The sequence below is a fragment of the Thermoflexus hugenholtzii genome (assembly GCF_018771565.1).
In the GTDB taxonomy this organism is placed as follows: domain Bacteria; phylum Chloroflexota; class Anaerolineae; order Thermoflexales; family Thermoflexaceae; genus Thermoflexus; species Thermoflexus hugenholtzii_A.
Map to the genome: position 1 here is coordinate 738,831 of NZ_CP076326.1, position 18,697 is coordinate 757,527.

General features: G+C 66.8%; 11 protein-coding genes and 1 pseudogene. 11 read left to right on the forward strand and 1 reads right to left on the reverse strand.

Translation table 11 applies throughout. The features are described from left to right. The first annotated feature begins 9 nt into the window (after nt 1-9). From KNN16_RS03450 to KNN16_RS03490, 9 genes are read left to right on the forward strand one after another with little or no spacing between them, the layout of a single operon-like run. Nucleotides 10-957 (forward strand): glycosyltransferase family 2 protein, encoded by a 948-nt coding sequence (locus KNN16_RS03450; RefSeq protein ID WP_303898833.1) that lies wholly within the window; start codon nt 10-12, stop codon nt 955-957. Continuing rightward, on the forward strand, nt 936-2,141 hold the full coding sequence (locus KNN16_RS03455; RefSeq protein WP_303898836.1) for a glycosyltransferase: 1,206 nt from the start codon (nt 936-938) through the stop codon (nt 2,139-2,141). The genes KNN16_RS03450 and KNN16_RS03455 overlap by 22 nt, the downstream gene beginning before the upstream one ends. Continuing rightward, entirely contained in the window at nt 2,110-3,543 is a 1,434-nt protein-coding gene (locus KNN16_RS03460; protein WP_303898838.1) for an O-antigen ligase, read from the forward strand. Before KNN16_RS03455 ends, KNN16_RS03460 begins: the two co-directional genes overlap by 32 nt. Next, nucleotides 3,540-5,939, forward strand: coding sequence for a glycosyltransferase family 2 protein (locus tag KNN16_RS03465; protein WP_303898841.1), 2,400 nt, complete (start codon nt 3,540-3,542; stop codon nt 5,937-5,939). Before KNN16_RS03460 ends, KNN16_RS03465 begins: the two co-directional genes overlap by 4 nt. Next, nucleotides 5,936-7,465: a glycosyltransferase family 39 protein gene (locus tag KNN16_RS03470; RefSeq protein ID WP_303898843.1), complete on the forward strand. Its 1,530-nt coding sequence runs from the start codon at nt 5,936-5,938 to the stop codon at nt 7,463-7,465. Before KNN16_RS03465 ends, KNN16_RS03470 begins: the two co-directional genes overlap by 4 nt. Before the next feature lie 14 nt (nt 7,466-7,479). After that, on the forward strand, nt 7,480-9,138 hold the full coding sequence (locus KNN16_RS03475; protein WP_303898847.1) for a hypothetical protein: 1,659 nt from the start codon (nt 7,480-7,482) through the stop codon (nt 9,136-9,138). Beyond that, nucleotides 9,135-10,628 (forward strand): glycosyltransferase family 39 protein, encoded by a 1,494-nt coding sequence (locus KNN16_RS03480; protein WP_303898850.1) that lies wholly within the window; start codon nt 9,135-9,137, stop codon nt 10,626-10,628. Before KNN16_RS03475 ends, KNN16_RS03480 begins: the two co-directional genes overlap by 4 nt. Beyond that, nucleotides 10,625-12,148: a sialidase family protein gene (locus KNN16_RS03485; RefSeq protein ID WP_303898852.1), complete on the forward strand. Its 1,524-nt coding sequence runs from the start codon at nt 10,625-10,627 to the stop codon at nt 12,146-12,148. Before KNN16_RS03480 ends, KNN16_RS03485 begins: the two co-directional genes overlap by 4 nt. A 24-nt stretch (nt 12,149-12,172) precedes the next feature. Next, nucleotides 12,173-13,357 carry a glycosyltransferase family 4 protein gene (locus KNN16_RS03490; protein ID WP_303898855.1) on the forward strand — a complete coding sequence of 395 codons (1,185 nt, stop codon included), beginning with the start codon at nt 12,173-12,175 and terminating at the stop codon, nt 13,355-13,357. Nucleotides 13,358-13,377: 20 nt separating this feature from the next. Here the strand turns inward: KNN16_RS03490 and KNN16_RS03495 are convergent, their stop codons facing one another. After that, entirely contained in the window at nt 13,378-15,582 is a 2,205-nt protein-coding gene (locus KNN16_RS03495; RefSeq protein ID WP_303898858.1) for a PQQ-binding-like beta-propeller repeat protein, read from the reverse strand. 163 nt (nt 15,583-15,745) lie between these two features. Between KNN16_RS03495 and KNN16_RS03500 the strand changes: the two genes are divergently transcribed. Both KNN16_RS03500 and KNN16_RS15075 read left to right on the forward strand, forming a co-directional pair. Further along, the gene (locus KNN16_RS03500; RefSeq protein ID WP_303898861.1) at nt 15,746-17,080 is read left to right on the forward strand and encodes a (Fe-S)-binding protein; all 1,335 of its coding nucleotides are present in this window, start codon (nt 15,746-15,748) and stop codon (nt 17,078-17,080) included. Next, nucleotides 17,065-17,403, forward strand: a pseudogene (locus KNN16_RS15075) (radical SAM protein); the annotation flags it as partial. The gene KNN16_RS03500 and the pseudogene KNN16_RS15075, both read left to right, overlap by 16 nt. Nucleotides 17,404-18,697: the final 1,294 nt, after the last annotated feature.

Below are 18,697 nucleotides of genomic sequence, written 5' to 3' on the forward strand. Positions count from 1 at the left end.
GGGGAATCTGTGGGAGGCATCCTCGTTGCCGTCCTGACCTATAACCGCCTGCATGACACCCTGGCCTGTCTGGAATCCGTGCGGCGGCTGGAGGGCCCGGTGGAGGCCATCGTGGCCCTGGACAACGGCTCGACGGATGGGACGCCGGAGGCCATCCGCCGGGCGTTCCCTGAGGTCGAGGTATGGGAGCTGGGCGGCAACCTGGGCTATGCGGCCGGGAACAACCTGGCCCTCCGCGTTGCGCAACAGCAGGGGATGGAAGGCGTGTTCCTGCTGAACAACGACACGCTGGTGGACCCCATGTGCCTGGTGGCGATGCGAGAGACCGCGCGCGTGGCGCCCCGGGTGGGAGCGGTGGGACCTCTGGTGTGGGCGTGGCCGCCCTCTCAGGGGATCTGGGCCCTGGGTGGGGAGATCCACTGGCGGCGGGCTTACACCACGCACCGGGAGGCCAGGCGCGCGGAACCTTCGCGGTGGGAGCCCCATCCGGTCGATTTCGTCCCCGGATGTGGGATCCTGTTGCTCCGGGAGGCCCTGGAGGCGGTAGGTGGCTTCGACGAGCGCTACTTTATGTATTGGGAGGAGACGGACTGGTGTCAACGGGCCCGGCGCGCAGGCTTCTCGATCTGGGTGGATCCCCGGGCGCAGATGTGGCACAAGGCCCCGATGGACCCCGAGGACCTCTCCCCGGGCGCGCTCTATTACATGACCCGCAATCGCATGCTCTTCTTTCGGGAGCACACCCGGGGCGTGCGGCGCTGGCTGGCCCTCGCCCACGCCTTCCACGGTGCGATCCGGCTGGCGCGGCGCTACGAGCGAAGGGATCAACCGGAGCGGGCGCAGGCGATCTGGGAGGGGTTGCATGATTTCCTCCATGGGCGGTGGGGGCCCCGGGAGGTCGAGGCTCCGGTGGGGCGGATGGGAAAGGAGGTTGCATGGCCCGCATCCTCTGGGTGATGGGCTGGTTCCCCCTGCCGCCGGATAAGGGGGTGCGGATCCGGCTGTCGCAGCTGCTCGACACGCTGGCGGCGCATCACCGATTGACCCTGGTGGTGCTGGCCGATCCCGAAGCGGAGGTGGAGCGCTATCGGGAGGATCTGGCGGCCCGCTGTGAGGCCCTCTTCGTCTTCCGCCGCCCCGAGTTCCGGCCGACCCGATGGCGGGCGATCCGCGGCTTCTTCTCTCCCACCCCCCGCTGGCTGGTGGATGTGGAGCAGCCCGAGGTCCACGCCCGGGTGCGCCAGCTCTGTCAGGAGCGGACCTTCGATCTGATCCTGGCCTCCCAGCTGCCTTCGGCCATGTATGTCCGCTCGCTGGAAGGCGTCCCCAAGATCCTCGATGAGGTGGAGAGCGGGCTCTTCCTGGATCAGGTGCGCATGGCCTCGGATCCGATTCGGCGGGCACGGCGGGCGATGATGTGGTGGAAGTATGCGCGCTTCATGCGAGGCCTGCTCGCCGCTTTCGATGCCTGCACCGTGGTTTCCGAGGAGGAGGCGCAGATCCTGCGGCGGATCGCCCCGGGGGCGCGGGTGGCCGTGATCCCCAACGGGATCGATCTGGGGCGCTACGCGGGGGTGAAGGAGACCCCGGAGCCGGATACGCTGATCTTCACCGGGGCGCCGACCTACTGGGCGAACCGGGATGCCCTGGAGTTCTTCGCGGAGGCGATATGGCCGGAGATCCGCCGGCGACGCCCGGGCGCGCGTTTCTTCATCACCGGCCGGACCCCGGAGGGGGTGGCCCTTCCCCGACCGCCCGGATGGATCTACACCGGCTACGTAGAGGACGTGCGGCCCTGGGTGGCGCGGGCCTGGGCGCTGGCCGTGCCGCTACGGTTCGGCGGGGGGACGCGCGTGAAGATCCTGGAGGCGATGGCCCTGGGGACGCCGGTGGTTTCCACCCGGAAAGGGGCCGAGGGCCTCGATCTCCCACATCCGGAAGCCCTCCTCGTCGCAGACACGCCGGACGGATTCGTCCGGGAGGTCCTGGCCTTGCTGGAGGATCCGGAGCGGCGGGCCCGACAGAGCCGCCTGGTTCGGGAGGCTGTCCGCGCCTATGACTGGCGGTCCCTCGGGGATCGTTACCTGCAACTGGTGGAGGACGTGATCGGTGAGCGGGCTGGCCTTGTTGCGCGTCATTGAGCATCCGTTGCGGCGTCTGCAGTCGATCCCCCCTGCTGGATGGGGGATGGGGCTGGGGCTATTGCTCGCCCCGCTGATGGGCGCTCTGGTCCTTACCGCGCGGGGCCGGTGGCTGGCCCTGGGGGGGCTGAGCCTTCTGGCCTTCCCCGCCTTGCTCTTCCTCAGCCGTTATTCGGTGGAGTTGATCGTTTTCGCCTCGCTGTTCATCCCCTTCACCCTCTCCACCGGATCCCAGAGCCCGCTGGTGGCCAGCCTGCTTCTCACGGGCCTGTTCGGGGGGATCTGGCTGCTCCGCCTGGCCTTCGAACGGGAGCGGGAGCGCTGGCCGAAGACCGCCGCCACCGCGCCGGTCCTTGGGTTCATGATCGTCTCGCTGATCTCGTTTTTCTGGGGCGAGATCTGGCGGGATCCCATGATCCCCTCGTGGTTTCTGTTCCGGGCCCGCCTGGGCGGGTTGGGGGTGATGTGGCTCTCCCCTCTGGCGTTCTGGCTGGCCGCCGCTCATCTGCGCCATCCCCGGCAGGTGGACCGGCTGGTCGGGATGTTCCTGATCGCCGGCGTCCTGGGGGCGATTCAGATCGTGGCCGGGCGGCCGCTTTTCCCGTTTCTCAACACCGGTGGCCTCTTCCCGCTCTGGCTGTTCAGTTTCGGGGCCGCTCTCCTTTTGTTCCGCCCGATGCCGTGGGGGCTCCGCATCGGCCTGGGCCTTCTCCTGGGGATCTGGGGATGGTATGTCCTGGTCCCGGGGATCTCCTGGATCAGCGGATGGCTCCCGCCCATCGCCGCCCTCCTGGTCGTGGCCTGGTTGCGCTCCCGCAAGCTCTTCGCGCTCCTTGTGGCGCTTCTGCTGATCCTGGGGTTGCTTTACTGGGAACCCCTCCGCTTCTGGGTGTTCGATTACAACTACGAGACCAGCGGGAGCACCCGGCTCCAGGCATGGGCGCGCAACTGGCAGGTCACCCGGGAGCACTTGCTGTTCGGGACGGGGCCAGCCGGCTATGCGGCGTATTACATGACCTACTTTCCGGATCAAGCGATGGCTACCCATAACAACTATCTCGATGTGCTCTCCCAGACCGGCCTGGTCGGCATGGCCTTCTTCCTGTGGTTCCTCATCGCCCTGGGTCGGGAGATCTATCGCATCTGGCGCTGGGCCGGTGTCTCCGACGCGCAGGCCCGGGCCCTGGCGGCGGGGCTGATCGGCGGGTTCACCGGCCTGCTGCTGGCCATGGGTTTGGGGGACTGGTTCCTTCCCTTCCCCTACACCCAGACGATCGCCGGGTATCGCTACACCGTGTGGGGCTGGATCTTCGCCGGGGCGGCCGTGGCCATGGGCCACTACTACCGGAGCCTCCGGCTGCAACGGTTGCACGCCACCCGCATGCGGAGCCTTCGATCATGAGGCCGACGGTCTCCGTGATCCTGGCCACCTATAACACGCGGGATCTCCTGGCCCGTTGCCTGGAGGCCCTCCCGGCGGCGCTGGAGGGGGTGGACTACGAGGTATGGGTGGTGGACAACGGCTCCCAGGATGGCACGGCGGAGTGGCTGCGGGCCGCGCACCCGGAGGTCCGGCTGATCCGCAACCCGGACAACCGGGGGTTCGCGGCCGCGAACAACCAGGCCATGGCGCAGGCCCGGGGACGTTATTTCCTGCTGCTGAACACGGACACCATCCCCCTCCCGGGTTCCCTCACGGCCCTGGTGGATTACCTGGAAAGGCATCCCGAGGTCGGAATGGCGGGGGGGAGCCTCCTGAACCCGGACGGCAGCCCTCAGGGGTGCGCCGCGGATTTCCCCACCCTGTGGACCGAGCTGCTCCTGCTGACGGGCCCTCTGGGGCGCCGGCTCCTCGGTCCTTCGTTCCCCTTCCATCCTCCGGTGGAATCCCCGATGCCGGTGGATTGGGTTTCCGGGGCGTGTCTCCTGGTCCGCCGGGAGGTCGTGGAGGCCATCGGGGGTCTCGATGAGGGCTATTTCATGTATTCCGAGGAGGTGGACTGGTGCTGGCGGGCCCGACGGGCGGGATGGGCGGTCGTGGTCATCCCTCAGGCCCGGGTGATCCATCTGGGGAGCGCCACGGCGCGGCGGATGGACGGCTGGCGTCGGCGCTGGCTGTATGCCAGCAAGGCCCGCTTCCTCCGCCGGGCATATGGGCCGATCCCGGCGGCCTGCTATGAGACCGCAGTGTGGCTCACCACGCTCCTCAAATGGCTGGGGATGAAGTTGATGGGGCGTCCGGGGCCGGCCGAGGCCTATGGAGCGGTGATCTTCCCCGAAGGAGGGCTACGCTGGGCCCGGGCCTTCCTCACCCCCACCGGCGGGTTTCTCGCCCTCCTCCTCTTCCTCAGCGCGATCTACACGTTCCCCCGGTGGGCGGACTGGAACCAGAACTCCCGTCTGGATCTGGTGCTGGCCCTGGTGGAGCAGGGGACGTTCCGCATCGATGCGTTCGTGGAGAACACCGGGGATTACGCCCTCGTGGACGGGCACTATTACAGCGACAAGGCGCCGGGCCTGGCCTTCGCGGCCGTCCCGCTTTACGCGCTCCTGCACCGCGCGCTGGTCCACCCCCTGGCCGAACCCCTCGCCCGGTATCTGGAGGGATCCCCGGCTTTCCGGGCCACGCTGAACCCGGCCGGCACCGGGGTTTCCCCCTGGAAGGTCCGGTTCGCCATCGCCCTGGTGATCCTGAGCGCGCTGGTGGTGGCGCTGCCCTCGGCGACGATCGCCCTCTGGCTTCATGGGCTGCTGCGCCAGCGATGGGGGACGCATCCGGCCACATGGATCGTCCCCCTGGCTTACGGTCTGGGCACGCCGGCCTTCGCATACGCCAACCTCTTCGTGGCCCACCAGTTCGTGGCCGCGCTGCTGATGGCCGCCTTCGCCATGGCCTGGGGAATCCGGAGGGGCTTGCTCGGGGATGGCGGGCGGATCCTCCTGGGCTTCCTGCTGGCCTACGCCGGGATCTCGGAGTATCCGGTCATCCTCATCGCCGCAGGGATCGCAGCGTATAGCATCGGGGAATGGGGAGGGTCACCTCGCTGTCTTGCACGTCAGGTGCTGATGCTGGCTTTAGGGGGGCTCCCGCCGGCCCTCCTCGCCGCCTGGCATAACGCCGTGGTGTTCGGATCCCCCTTCCAGCTCGGCTACGCTTACTCTGCTCTCTGGCAGGATGTCCACCGACAGGGGTTTTTCAGCCTGCGCGGGCCTTCCCTGGAGGCGCTGTGGGGGATTACCTTCAGCCCGTATCGGGGGCTGTTCTTCCGCTCCCCCTTTCTGCTCCTGGGCCTCCCCGGGATATGGCGGATGATCCGGGATCCGGGATGGCGGGCGGAGGGATGGCTGGCGGCGTGGGCGGTCCTCAGTTTCATCGCCTTTAACGCTTCCTCGGTGATGTGGGACGGAGGCTATGCGGTGGGGCCTCGGTATCTGCTCCCGATGGTGCCGTTCCTGGCCCTGGGGGTGGGCTGGATCGCGCCGTCCTGGATGCGGAGCCGCGTCGGTGGCGGGCTGTTCCTGCTCTCCGTGCTCTGGAGCATTGGGATGGTGATGCTGGAGAGCCTGGCCGGCCAGCAGTTCCCCCAGTATCAGCGGTTCCCGCTGGTGGACTACGTCTGGCCCCGCTGGCGGGAGGGGGACCTGGCGCGGAACTGGGGGGTGTTGCTCGGCCTGCGGGGCCTCTCCAGCCTGATCCCGCTGGTTCTCGTCTGGGGGTTCGGCCTCTGGCGGCTGATCCGCCCCGCCGGGCCCGCGCTTCAGACGATGGCGCCAGGGATCCCGGGAGGCTCCCAATGAGCTCCACGGCGACCGCGGTGGGGAGAGCGCTTCAGCGGTGGGGGGCGGCAGCCCTCCGGGGAATCGGACGGCCGGAGGGATGGCTGATCCTCCTGGCTGTGGCCAGCCGGTGGCCGCTGCGGGGCCGCTGGCTGTATCACTGGGATTCGGTCAACTTCGCCCTCGCTCTGGACCGCTTCGACGTGGCCCGGGGACAACCGCATGTCCCCGGCTATCCCCTGTATGTGGGCTTGGGGTGGATCAGCCGCCGGATCTTCGGAGATCCCCAGACGGCTCTGGTCGCCCTCAGCGTCGCGGGCACCGCCATGGCCGCGGTCCTGCTCTATCGGCTGGGGGAGGAGTGGATCGGGCGTGGGGCCGGGAAATGGGCCGCCCTCTTCTGGCTGAGCAGCCCGCTGGTCTGGTTCTATGGGGAGATCGCGCTCCCCCACGCCCTGGACGCCGGATTCGTGCTGCTGGTGGTGTGGCTGGCGGGGCGGTGCGCCCGAGGGGAGCGGTGGCATCTCCCCCTCGCCGTGGCCCTGGCTGCCTCCTCGGGGCTTCGACCGCAGAACCTGCTTTTCCTCGGCCCGATCTTCCTCTGGGGGCTCCAGAGCCAGCGATGGCGGGCGCGGGCGGAGGCGCTGATCAGCCTGGGCGGGTTGACCTTGCTGTGGCTGATCCCTCTGCTGGCGCTCAGCGGAGGGCCCGGGCGTTACCTGGAGATCTCGCGGGCATACAATGCCCACTTCTGGTCCTCCACGCTGGTCTTCGGGCCCGCAGGCCTTTCCGCGCTCCAGCGGAACCTGGGCAAGCTGGCCGCTTACACCGCCTATGGGGTTGCCGGAGCCGGTTTGCCCCTGATCGGGGGGCTTCCTGCCCTTCTCACACTGTTCCGGCGGCTCCCCCAACGATGGCTGGCTGCAGTGGGATGGGGGCTCTGGGTGGCGCCTGCCCTGATGTTCTACACGTTCATCCACATGGGGCAACAGGGATTGGTGCTGGTGTTCCTCCCCGCATTGCTTCTCCTGGCCGCGGCCCTCGCTGCGCGGGACGGGCGGAGGGGGTGGAGGCTCGGCCTCGCCGGCCTGGCCCTCAATGTCGTCCTGTTCCTGGCCGCCCCCGAGCGCCCCCTGGGCCCGGAGGGGATCCGATTGCTCAATTTCTCGACGCTGCGCCGCCATGATGCGACCATGGCGGGCCGGTTCGCCCTCCTGCGCGCGGAGTTCCCACCGGACCGAACCCTGATCGTGGCCTCTCAGTGGCGGTTCTTCGACTTCTATGCGCCGGAATATCCGGTGCTCCCCTTCGGGCTGGAGGATCCGGCCGAGCGCCCCCGGGAGGAGCGCGTCTGGGTGCGGTTGGAATCCGAGGGGACAGGGTTCATCGTCCTCTTCGAGCCGGAGCTGACGCGCTGGGTCCTTCCGGGATCCCGGCCCTGGCGGTGGTGGGCATATGACGGCGTGGAGCTGCCGGGCTGGGCGTGGACCCCGGGGGACCGCTGGGTCTACGGACCCGGGGGGTTCGGGCTGTTCCGGGGACCCTGAGGAGATCTCATCGGATGGAGATGCAAATGATCGATGGAATTCGATGGTTGGCCAGGAAGCATCGATGGGGGCTGGAGCTGGGGCTGTGGGCGGTCGGGATCGGTCTGGTCTCCAGCCTCCCTTACGTCGCCGGTTACCTCGCCGTCGGCCCGGAGCGGCGCTTTATGGGATTCGCCTTTAACGTGAGCGATCACGTGCAGTATTTCGCGTGGTGGCGGGCCTTTCAGCAGGGTTTCCTGGCGCCCAACCTGCTGACTCCCGAGCCCACGCCGGCGACCTATTTCAATCTGCTCTGGTGGCTCCTGGCCCACGTCTCCCGGATCACCGGGCTGGGTTACGAGGCCATATATCAGATATTGCGCGCCCTCTCGATCTGGCTGGCCGTGGCCGTCCTGGGCCTTCTCTACCGCCGGGTGGCTCCCACGGTCTCGCAAGCCCGGGCGATGCTGGCCATGGCCGTGCTGGGGAGCGGTTTCGCCTGGTTGCACCCGGTGGTGAAGCGTCTGCAGGGATGGCTTCCGTTCCCCTCCCTGATGGCCCCTTATGTTCCCTCCATCGCGGAGCCCAACACGTTCTTTTCGGCCATCGCCTATCCCCATTTCCTGCTGGCGCTGGCCTCCATCGCTGCCATCCTCCTGCTGGCCTTCGAGGGGATGACGGGCGGCCGCTGGCGGGCCAGCCTGGGAGCCGGCTTGCTCGCCCTCTCCCTCAGCCTGCATCACACCTATGACCTGCTCACCGTCGGGGCGGTCCTCGGGGGGTGGCTCCTGTGGCGGCTGATGACGCGCCGCTCGCTCCCATGGACGGAGGGCGCTCACGCGGCGCTGGTGCTGGGGATGGCGGCTCCGGGGGCGCTTTACATGGCCTGGCTGACCCGCCAGGATCCCACGTGGCGGGAGGTGCTGGCCCAGTTCGTCAACGCCGGGGTGTTCACGCCGCCCCCGCTGCAGCTCCTCCTGCTCCTGGGCCTTCCCTTCCTGCTGGCCCTCGTCGGTCTGGGGGATCCCCGGCGCTGGCGGGCCTGGACGCCTGTGGAGGCGTGGATGGGGGTGTGGTTCCTGGTCCATCTCCCCCTCGCTTATCTACCCCTGAGCTTTCAGATCCATCTCCTGAACGGATGGCAGGTTCCCATCGCCTACTGGGCCGTGCGCGGGGTGGAGCGCATCGTCCGGCGGCGGCCCGCGCTGACTTTCTCCCGGGGGATGCGATGGGCGTTGATCCTCTCTCTTCCGGCGAACCTCTATCTGCTGGGATGGCGCATCCTGGACTTGAGCCGGGGGCAGCCTCCTTACAGCCTGCATCGGGATGAAGTGGCCGCGCTGGATTGGGTGGCCGCGCATGGCTGTGCGGACGGAGTGGTCATGGCCCCCGAGCCGGTGGGGGCTTTCGTCCCCATGTGGACCGGCTGCCGGGCCTTTCTCGCTCACTGGACCGGGACGCTGCGGTTTTTCGAGCGCCGGGAGCAGGTTCGCGCTTTCTACAGCCCGGCGATGGGAGAGCCCGCGCGCCGGGCGCTGATCGAGCGCTATGGGATCACTCGGGTGATCGTAGGGGCGGATGGAGCTTCGCTGGAGGGGATCCCGTGGCTGATCCCCGTGTTCCAGCGCCCGCGTGCCGCAGTCTTTGTGGTTCAGATGGCCCGTGAAGGCGCAAGCCCGGGGGGAGCGCCATGAGCCGGCTCGCGCGTGTGCTCCTGGTGGTCATGGGCGGGATCGGGTTAAGCGCCCTGGCCTTCTATCGGTTAGCGCTCTATCCTCCGACCTGGTTCGACGAGGGCTCTCACCTGCATGTGCCCAAAGCGCTGGTCCGCTGGGGGGTATACGCCGATTACAGCAGCGAGGGCTTCCGGTTCTCGGGGCCGATCCTGGGGGTCGGGCCCACCGTGCTGTTGCCGATCGCCGGCGCCTTCCAGGTGTTCGGGGTGGATCTGTGGCCGGCGCGCTGGGTGATGACCGGTTACCTGTTGCTCACGGCCAGCCTGTTCTTCGCCATGGCGCGCCGCTGGGTTCCGGGATCCGGGGCGGCCTTCGCCACCTTGTGGTTCGTGTTCACGCGGAGCCTGGACACCGTGGCCTACGGGCGTCAGGTGCTGGGGGAGGTGCCGGCGATGGCCTTCCTGGCCCTGGGGCTGATCGGCTGGGCGCGGATGGCCCGGGACCGGCGGGGTGGGATCCTCCTGGCGGGGATCGGATTCGGGCTGGCCCTGATCACCAAGAACCAGTGGGGCATCTTCCTCATCCCCGGCCTGCTGGCGATGGCGATCTTGGGGAAGGCGTTCTATCGGGAGCGGACCTGGGCGGGGAATCTGGCGATCGCGGGGCTGGCGCTGGGGTTCTGGGGGGTCTGGCAGGGGATCCTGTGGGGTCTCCTGAACCCGGATCCGGTGCGGAGCCTGACGGAGCTGCGGACCATCGCCGGCGGGAGCGTGATGGTGTTCCCCTCGCCGCGCATGGGAGCGACCGCCCGCAGCCTGCTCACTGTCTTCGACGGAGCCTTCCTCCCCCTCCTCCTGTATGTGGCGGCGCGGAGCGCCCGGCGGACGCCGGAGGGGTATCGCTGGGGGATGATCGGGATCCTGGCCGCCCTCAACATCGGATGGCTGGTGACGGCCTCGAACGGCTGGCTGCGCTACGCTTACCCGGGCCTGGCGCTCCTGAGCCTGGGGGCCGGCGGCATGCTGGAGGACCTCCGGAGGCAGGCAAAGAAGTCGTGGGGCCTTTCCGCGGCCCTGACCGCCTGGCTGGCGGTTCTGCTGCTCGGCTCCGCCGGGGTGGTGGCGGCGCGGGTGGCCCGGGGCGGTGACGGCTCGGCCTTCGAGATGGCCCGCTATCTACGCGCCCATATCCCGGAGGCGGCGCGGATCGAGACGTGGGAGCCGGAGATGATGGTCCTCACGGATCATCGCTACCATCAGCCCCCTCAGCCCCTGCTGGATGTCGCCTCCCGCTTTATCTGGTTCGGTGGCCCGCCGCCCTCGGCCGTCTATCGATGGGAGGCCAGTGATCCGGACTATGTGCTGGTGGGGGCGTTCGGGCGGTGGGTGCAGCTGTATCGGGAGGTAGAGGAAAGCTGTCCGCCGATCGCCTCTTTCGGCCCTTATCGCCTGTATGCGCCCCGGGAGTGCACGATGCTTCGATCCGGAGAAGGGAGCGTGCAGCCATGAAGAGCTGGAAGCTTCGATCCGGGTGGATCGCTCTGCTTGCCGGGCTGTTCCTGGCTCTGGGGACCGGAAGGTTCGCTCCCGCCTTCGGACAGGGCGAGGCGGTCCGGTGGGAGAAGCCGGTGCGGCTTTCGGATCCGAACTGGATGGCCTGGTTCCCCGATGTGGTCGCGGATGACGCGGGGAACGTCATCGTGGTCTGGGCCGGAGGGACACGCCGTGGGCAAACGGCCTTCGATGCATTGATGCTGACCCGGTGGCAAGGAAGCGCGTGGTCCACTCCGGTGGATGTTCAGGCCGTTCCGATCGTGAACAACGAAAGCTATGCGGTCCGCAATTCCATCACGCTGGATCGATATGGGGATGTGCTGGCGACCTTCCGGGTGCCGATAATTTTGTATTTCTCGAAGGCCCCGATGGCTCAAGCGACCTCAGCGCAAGCCTGGGCCTCGCCCCGGCGGCTCAGCGGATCTGGCGTGGCCTATTACAACGAGCTGGGAGTGGATTCGGAGGGCCGGATCCATGTGGTCTGGTCGGAGATCGTAACCGCTCCTTCCTGCGAAGGATGCGCGGATATTTTTTACCGGTTCTCCGACGATGATGGGGAAACCTGGTCATCCCCGGTGAACCTCGCGCGATCTCCGGGACATGATTCCCTGAAGCCTCATCTCTGGATCGGCAAGGGGGGCTGGCTGTATGTGACATGGCAGGAGAGCGAGGGCCTCTTCGTAGGCGGCGGGAAGCCCGCCGGCGTCCGCCTGGCCCGTTCGCCGGATCGAGGCCGCACCTGGAGGGAACCGGTGTGGATCACGGCCACTGTGGGCACCCCTCAGCAGGCGGTGATCGGGGAGGATGGACAGGGGACGCTCCTCCTGGTCTGGCGGGTGGCAGAGGGACCCGGCGTCTATTTTCAACGCTCCCGCGATCATGGGGAGACCTGGACCTCGCCGACCCTGCTTCCCGGCTTCCAGGCCCGGCCCTGGACTCAGATCCCGTATGATGACTACGACATCGCTGCGGACAGCCTGGGCCGGTTGCATTTCGCGGGCGTGGGGGCGGTGGGGGCGGAGGGCCAGCTGGGGGTCTGGCATCTGATGTGGGATGGGACCACCTGGCAGGGCCCCTTCCTGGTCTCCACAGGGCGGAATTTCCCGGAATGGACCCGGCTGGCGGTTTCGGAGGGTCGCCGGTTGCACCTGGTATGGTTCGAACGGGACCCGGAGAATATGTATAACTCGGACGCGGCCCGCTATACAGTCTGGTATAGCACGGCCCTGACGGATGCCCCACCGGTTCGGCGCACGCCGGTGCCCACTCCTACCCCGACGCCCTCGCTCCCGATGCCCTCCGGAGGGCGGGTGCTTCCGACCCCCACCCCCTTTGTCCCGCGGACGATGGATCCGAACCTGCCGGCGGGTCAGCCCCGGCCGGACTCCGAGGCGCTGCGCCTGATCGTTCTGATGGGCGGAGGAGTGATCGGGTTGAGCGCCATCGGCGGATGGGCGTTACGGCGGCGCTCATAGCCCTTTCGTTAAAGGAGAGAGCCCGTGCGGATCCTGATGCTCACACAGGTGCTGCCCTATCCGCTGGCCAGCGGGCCGCAGATCAAGACGCATTACACCCTGCGTTATCTGGCCCGACATCATCGCATCACCCTGGTCTCCTTTGTCCGCTCCGACGGAGAGGCCCGGTCCGCTGAGGCGTTGCGCCCCTATTGCGAGGCGATCCACACGGTTCTCCTCCCCCGCTCCGGATTTCGGGATGGGATCGCCCTCTTGCGGGCGATGGTCACCGGCGAGCCCTTCGTGATCGCCCGGGATCACCGGCCTGCTCTCTACCGCTTGCTGGAACAATTGGACATGGCCGGATCCTTCGACGCGGTCCACGCGGATCAGCTCAACATGGCGCCCTATGCGCTTCCGGTGCGGGCGCGGCGGGTGCTGGATGCCCACAACGCGGTCTGGCAGATTGCGGAGCGGCTGGCCCGGGCGATGCCGCCGGGACCCTTGCGGTTCCTCGCGGCCCAGGAGGCCCAGCGCCTGAGGCGGTATGAGGGGAGGATCTGTCGGGCCTTCGATCACGTGGTTGCCGTGAGCGAAAGCGACCGGGCGGCGCTGGAGGAGGCAGCAGGTGGGAAGCTGCCGATCCTTGTGGTCCCCATCGCCCTGGATCCTGAGGATTTCCCTCCCATCCCCCGGGAGCCCGGGGCGATGGGGGTGTTGCATATCGGGGGGCTGCACTGGCCGCCGAACGCGGAGGGGATCCGGTGGTTTCTGCGGGAGGTATGGGGGCGGGTGCGGGCGGCGGTGCCGGAGGCCCGGCTGTTTCTGGTGGGGGCCCGCCCTCCCGCGGATCTGCAGGCGTGGGCGACCCGGGATCCCTCGGTGGTTGTGTCGGGCTTTGTGGCCGATCCCACCCCCTACTGGCGGCAGAGCGCGGTGGTGATCGTCCCGCTCCACGCGGGCAGTGGCATCCGGGTTAAGATCCTGGAGGCGTGGTCCCGGGGAATGCCGGTGGTGAGCACCGCCATCGGCTGTGAGGGGCTGAGGGCTCACCATGGGGAAAACATCTGGATCGCGGACGATCCAGAGGGCTTCGCCCGGGCGGTGATCGCCATGCTCCAGGACCCCGGGGAGGCGCGTCGGATCGGGGAGGCCGGCCGGGAGACCGTCCGGGCGTTTTATGACTATCGGGTGGCCTATCGTCCCCTGGACGCGGTTTACCCGCCTTGATGGGGTCTTCCCTCGATCCGCTATGGGCGTGTGACCCCGGTGCGGAGGAGGAACGCCAGATCCGTGAGCCACAGGGAGTCCACGATACGGATCTGATCCGGTTGCTCTACGAGGATCTGCGGATCTCCCTGATACCAGTCAATCTGGCCGCGCACCCGGATCGCGGTGCCGGGCCGGATCATCTGCTCGGGCGGCAACGGGAAGCGATCCCAGTAGGGGCGCAGGATGCGGATTTTCAACGCGCCTTGATGTGGGTTCTGGAATCCCAGGTAAACGGCTTTCCCGTTGTTGAACACGAAGCGGATGACCCCCTCCACCTCCCGGACCTTTCCCACGTGCATCGCCGCGAGCGAAGCGGGGATCGGTCGATTCAGGTTCGGAGCGCGTTCGGCAGGCCTCTCCTTCTCCGGCCATGAGGTTTCCACGCGGGCGTCCGGAAGGCTTGGAGAGGAGCCCGAGGAGACCGAGAGGGGATCCCCGTGCTCCAGCGCGACCACTGCGCCATCCGTGCTGACGAAATAGATGGTGTTGTTGCTGATCACCCAGGCGGCGTATTCGGACCAGTATTGGTCATACACCCTTCCCTGGTTGTAGTAGATGTAGAAGCCGCTCGGTACAGTTCGCGAATCACCGTCCTGAACCAGAGAACCTGGGCAGTAGTGGGTGGGGCTGAAGCCGCAGTTGCTGGCCGAGGTGATGATGTGGGGCAGGTTGCGGGTGACGATGGGATTGCTGCTGGTTCCCCGGGAGGGGGAGCGATCCACGATTTGATGGGCCAGGCCGAACATCCAGTGAGCCCCGAAGATGAAGTCCCCAGCCATGGAAAGATTCGCCTGTTCGTCGGTGGGGAAGAAGGTGTTTTGCATAAAGCGAACGTCCCCGGCCCGGTAGCCCGGGACTGTGGTATCATCCAGCATCATCTCCCCCAGCCGGGAATCGTAACGCCCATCGCATGGGGACTGCAGGCACGGGGATCCGCGCATGACGACGTAGGCGACCTCCTGGCCGTCCGGGAAGCGCTTGACGACCGGCTGGGGGCCCATGGGGAGATAGCCGCCGTCCCCGAACCCGCCGTGGCCGACGTTGGCAATGAAGGCCGGGGAGCCGTCTGACAGGCGCAGGGCCAGCAGAGCTTGATATTGGGGCTGGGCGGCCAGCCCGCTCCGCATCGTCGCGTTATCGCCCGGCCATGGGCTCCACGGCTTCCACATCGCCTCCCAGTCCAGGCGCAGCTTGATGAGGACCAGGCCATGGCCCTCGGCGATCACCGGCCACCCGTTTTTGACCTCCGCGTTGTTGGAGGAGGAGCCGGGATCCCCCGGCTGGCGGGGTGTGGGCTTGACCCGCCAGGCCCGCCTCCCATCGGTGTTTTGGATGGCATGGACGTAGAGATCCTGGGAAACGACCACCACTCGATCCCAGGAGGGAGAGTAGGCTGGCGGGGTGTGCACAGGAGCTCCGGCGTCGTAGGACCAGAAGGGGAAGAGGGTGAACTTGTTGAGGGCGTAAACCCGGTTCCCCATTGCGATGAACACACGATCCCCGAACAGCGCCGGCGGGAGCGGCAGATCGCTGGAGGCGCCTGTAGGGAACTGGCCCCGGATCTCGCCGGTGGCGGCATCCAGCTTATAAAGGACGCCATTGGTGGAGAGGATGAAGAGGGCTCCGGTCTCCGGGTCATAAGCGGGGGTGGAGTTCACTCGCGCGCCGCCCGGGTTGCGATTCCAGAGCACTCGTCCGGTGGCGTTGTCCAGGGCGAAGACGCCGCGATCGCCGGCGGCGATGTAGACCCGCCCCCCACCGGTGACCGGCTGGCTGTTGCGGGGGAGGGGGAACTTGCCGGGGCTCACCCGGCCCTGGGCATCCGGCCCGTTCCATGCCCACTTCCAGCGCCAGGGAGGGGGAACCACCTGGGAGGTGTAGCTGGTCCGCTGGGCATCATGGGCGTGCTGGGTCCATTCGTCAGGGCTGCTCGGGACGAACTGGCGAAACACTCCTGGGAGATAAAGCCGATAGGTGGCGGTCGCCGAGATCTCCGCGGAGGCCGTCGGGGATGGCGAGGAAGCCGGCTCCGCGGAGGGGGAGACGAGCGGCCATGGAAGGGCCGACAAAGGGGAGGGGACCCCAATGGCCTCCGCCGTTTGCAACGGAGTGGGGGAGGGCGAAGGGCTCCCACAGAATGTCAATCCGAAGATCAGCAGCCCAATCGGGATCCGGCGGACCATTCCGCCTCCTCTCTTCTCCGTTCTCAAACCAGCAGCAAACTAACCAGATCCTAACATCATGAGGACAACCTGTCAAGCCTCAGGGTGGCTGGAGTGCTTTCCTTCCGGGTCCGGATCCGGTAGGGATCCAGAGTAACACGATCGCTGCGAAAGGGGGTGTGGCATGACGGAATTCTCCGTTCGCCTTTTCGAGCCGATCCCCGGTCTTCGGGTGGCGCTGGCGGAGGGGCCGGATTACGAGGCGTTGCTGGCCTGCATCCGGTGCGCCCGTTGCCTCCCGGTTTGTCCCACGTATCAGGAGACCCTCCACGAGGCGCAATCCCCGCGGGGGCGCCTGGCCCTCCTCCGGGCGGTGGAAGAGGGCCGGCTGTCCCTCGATGAATCCGTGGAGGCCCATCTCTATCATTGCCTGGATTGCCGGGCGTGCAACACGGTCTGCCCGGCGGGGGTTCCCATCGGGGAGCTGATCGTGGCCGGGCGGGCGGCTGCGGCGGCCCAGCGCCCGCGGCCGTGGTGGCTGCGTCTGCTGCTGGAGCGCGCCCTGGGCTCGCCCCGGGCGGCCGAGTGGGCGGCTGTGCCTCTCCATTGGGCCTGGCGTCTGGGCCTGATCCCCCTCGCCCGCTGGCTGTTCCGTTTCTTCCCCCCGCTGCGGGAGCTGCTGGACCTGGTTCCGCGTCCCGCCCCTCCGGTCCGCCGGGCGCTGCGCCATCGCCCGGCCCCGGCGGGGGCTCGTTACCGGGTGGGCTTCTTTCTGGGCTGTGTGATGAACGCAGTGTATGGGGACGTGGTGCGGGCCAGCGTTCGTCTGCTGGAGCGTCTGGGGTGCGCGGTGGTGGTTCCGCGGGATCAGGCGTGTTGTGGCGCGCCTCAGGACGATCAGGGCCTGCGGGAGGCGGCCCGGCGCTTCGCCCGTCGCAACATCGCCGCCTTCGAGGCCCTGGGGCCGCTGGATGCGATCGTGGCGGACTGCGCGGCGTGCAGCGGTTTCTTGAAGGAATACCCCCATCTGCTGGCGGAGGATCCGGAGTGGGCGGATCGCGCGCGGGCCTTCGCCGCCCGCGTCCGCGACCTCACCGAGTGGCTGGAGGCGATCTGGCCGGAGGAGCTTCAGCCGGTCGCTTCAGGTCTCCGCCTGACGTATCATGAGCCATGCCATCTAAGCCACGTCCAGGGAGTGCGGCGGCAACCCCGGGCGTTGCTCCTGCGGCTGCGAGGGGCGACGTTCCGGGAGCTGCCCGACGCGACGCGCTGTTGCGGCAGCGCCGGCATCTACAACCTGACCCATCCGGCCATGTCCCGCCGGCTGCTGGAGCGGAAGATGGCGGACATCGCCGCCACGGGAGCCTCCGTGGTGGTCACCGCCAACCCGGGATGCCTGCTCCAGCTGGAGTGGGGCGCCCGCCGGTCGGGACTCGCCGTGCAGGTCCGGCATCTCTCCGAGCTCCTGGACGCGGCGCTCTCGTCTTCCGAGGGGAGGGAAGGATGGGGCGCTGGGTGATCCCGCCGGAGGTCCATGGGAACGGCCGCTTCGTCATCCCCCGCCGCGAGTTCGTCCCGGCTTACTTGAAGACCTACGAAGAGGGCCGGCTGAAAGAGAAGGTGGAGGAGGCCCTCTCCCACCTGGGGCCCTCCTGTCGGGTCTGTCCGCGCCTGTGCAAGGGCGTGAACCGCCTGGAGAACGCCTTCGGGGTCTGCCGGGTGGGGCGCTATGCCCGCGTGGCCAGCGCCTTCCCCCATTTCGGGGAGGAGGACGTCCTGCGCGGCTGGCGGGGGTCCGGGACCATTTTCTTCTCCTGGTGTAACTTGCGTTGCGTCTTTTGCGTGGCGCCGGAAACCATGATCGCCACGGAGGAAGGGCCGCTGCCGATTCGGGAGATCTACGAACGGGGGGATCGGGAGCTGGATTACGCTGGCGGGCAGGTGCGTTTCTTCGAGAAGCCATTGAGGGTCTTCACGCGTCTCGGTCGGCTGGCCTGTGTGAGCAAGGCCTTCCGGCATCCCTTCGAAGGCCATCTGATTCAGATTCAGCCTTACTACTGCCCGCCGTTGCTTCTGACCCCGAACCACGAAGTGTTTGCGGTCCATCCCTCGGCGCCGGATCAGGTGCGGAAGATCCGTGCAGATCAGCTGACCCGCGAGCACTGGCTTCTGGTCCCCAAGCGGATCGGATGGGAGCCGGTGGAGTGCCTGGAGGTTCAGGGGATCCTTTCCCAGGAGAAGGTCCGTTTCCGCAAGATGACTCATCGTTTACCAATGGAGACATTGATCTCCCTATTCTCTCAACCGATCTCCTCAAATTATCTGGCTCTTTTGACTGGTTATCATCCTGCTTATGTGCGTAAACTTCGTGGAATGTGGCGACGTGGATTGCTAAATGCAGAAACATTCGCGACGAATGATTTGGTCGTTGAAGGGAAGACGGTGCGTTTTAAGACGGAGAAGCGACCGGGCATACCCAGCCATATACCTTTGACTCCGGATCTCGCATGGCTTTTGGGTATATATTGTGCAGAAGGGCACGTAACGAAATCTCGAGATCGACTACAATCATATCGATTAATCTTTTCGTTTGGTCTTCATGAGGGCAGGTTAGCCAATGGTGTCGTCCAGATCTTGAAGCGCCGCTTCGGAGTTCAACCTCGACAAGTTCGGCGACGAACTACGATCACTGTAGAAGTTGGGAAGACCTCCCTTGCTCTATTGTTTGCCAAGTTGTGCGGTTTTAACTCTCATAGCAAGCGCGTTCCTCTTCATTTGCTTCGATCTTCCGATCTTCTGTTGCGTTACTTTCTAAGGGGGCTGCTAACAGGGGATGGTCACACGGAGCGTTCCTATGAGGTCTTAACAACCGTGTCCAGGAATCTGGCTTTCGGCATCTTTGAAGTTGGTCTTCGCTTGAACAGTATCCCTGCGATTTATAAATGGAATGGACCGCCAATAAGTCGCATAGAAGGTCGAAAGATAAGGCAATCTCCCATATTCATCGTGAAAATCCCTAAGAAAGGTCTTCGTCGCTATTTCTACCGGGATGCTGGAGATTTCTATCTGATACCAATACGGGAGATCCGTCGAAAGAGTTATAAGGGCTGGGTGTATAATCTCGAAATATCAGACC

Coding starts and splice junctions, on each gene's coding strand:
- KNN16_RS03455 (WP_303898836.1), top strand. CDS start 936: ATGGCCCGCATCCTCTGGGTGATGGGCTGGTTCCCCCTGCCGCCGGAT.
- KNN16_RS03465 (WP_303898841.1), top strand. CDS start 3,540: ATGAGGCCGACGGTCTCCGTGATCCTGGCCACCTATAACACGCGGGAT.
- KNN16_RS03470 (WP_303898843.1), top strand. CDS start 5,936: ATGAGCTCCACGGCGACCGCGGTGGGGAGAGCGCTTCAGCGGTGGGGG.
- KNN16_RS03475 (WP_303898847.1), top strand. CDS start 7,480: ATGGAGATGCAAATGATCGATGGAATTCGATGGTTGGCCAGGAAGCAT.
- KNN16_RS03480 (WP_303898850.1), top strand. CDS start 9,135: ATGAGCCGGCTCGCGCGTGTGCTCCTGGTGGTCATGGGCGGGATCGGG.
- KNN16_RS03485 (WP_303898852.1), top strand. CDS start 10,625: ATGAAGAGCTGGAAGCTTCGATCCGGGTGGATCGCTCTGCTTGCCGGG.
- KNN16_RS03495 (WP_303898858.1), bottom strand. CDS start 15,582: ATGGTCCGCCGGATCCCGATTGGGCTGCTGATCTTCGGATTGACATTC.
- KNN16_RS03500 (WP_303898861.1), top strand. CDS start 15,746: ATGACGGAATTCTCCGTTCGCCTTTTCGAGCCGATCCCCGGTCTTCGG.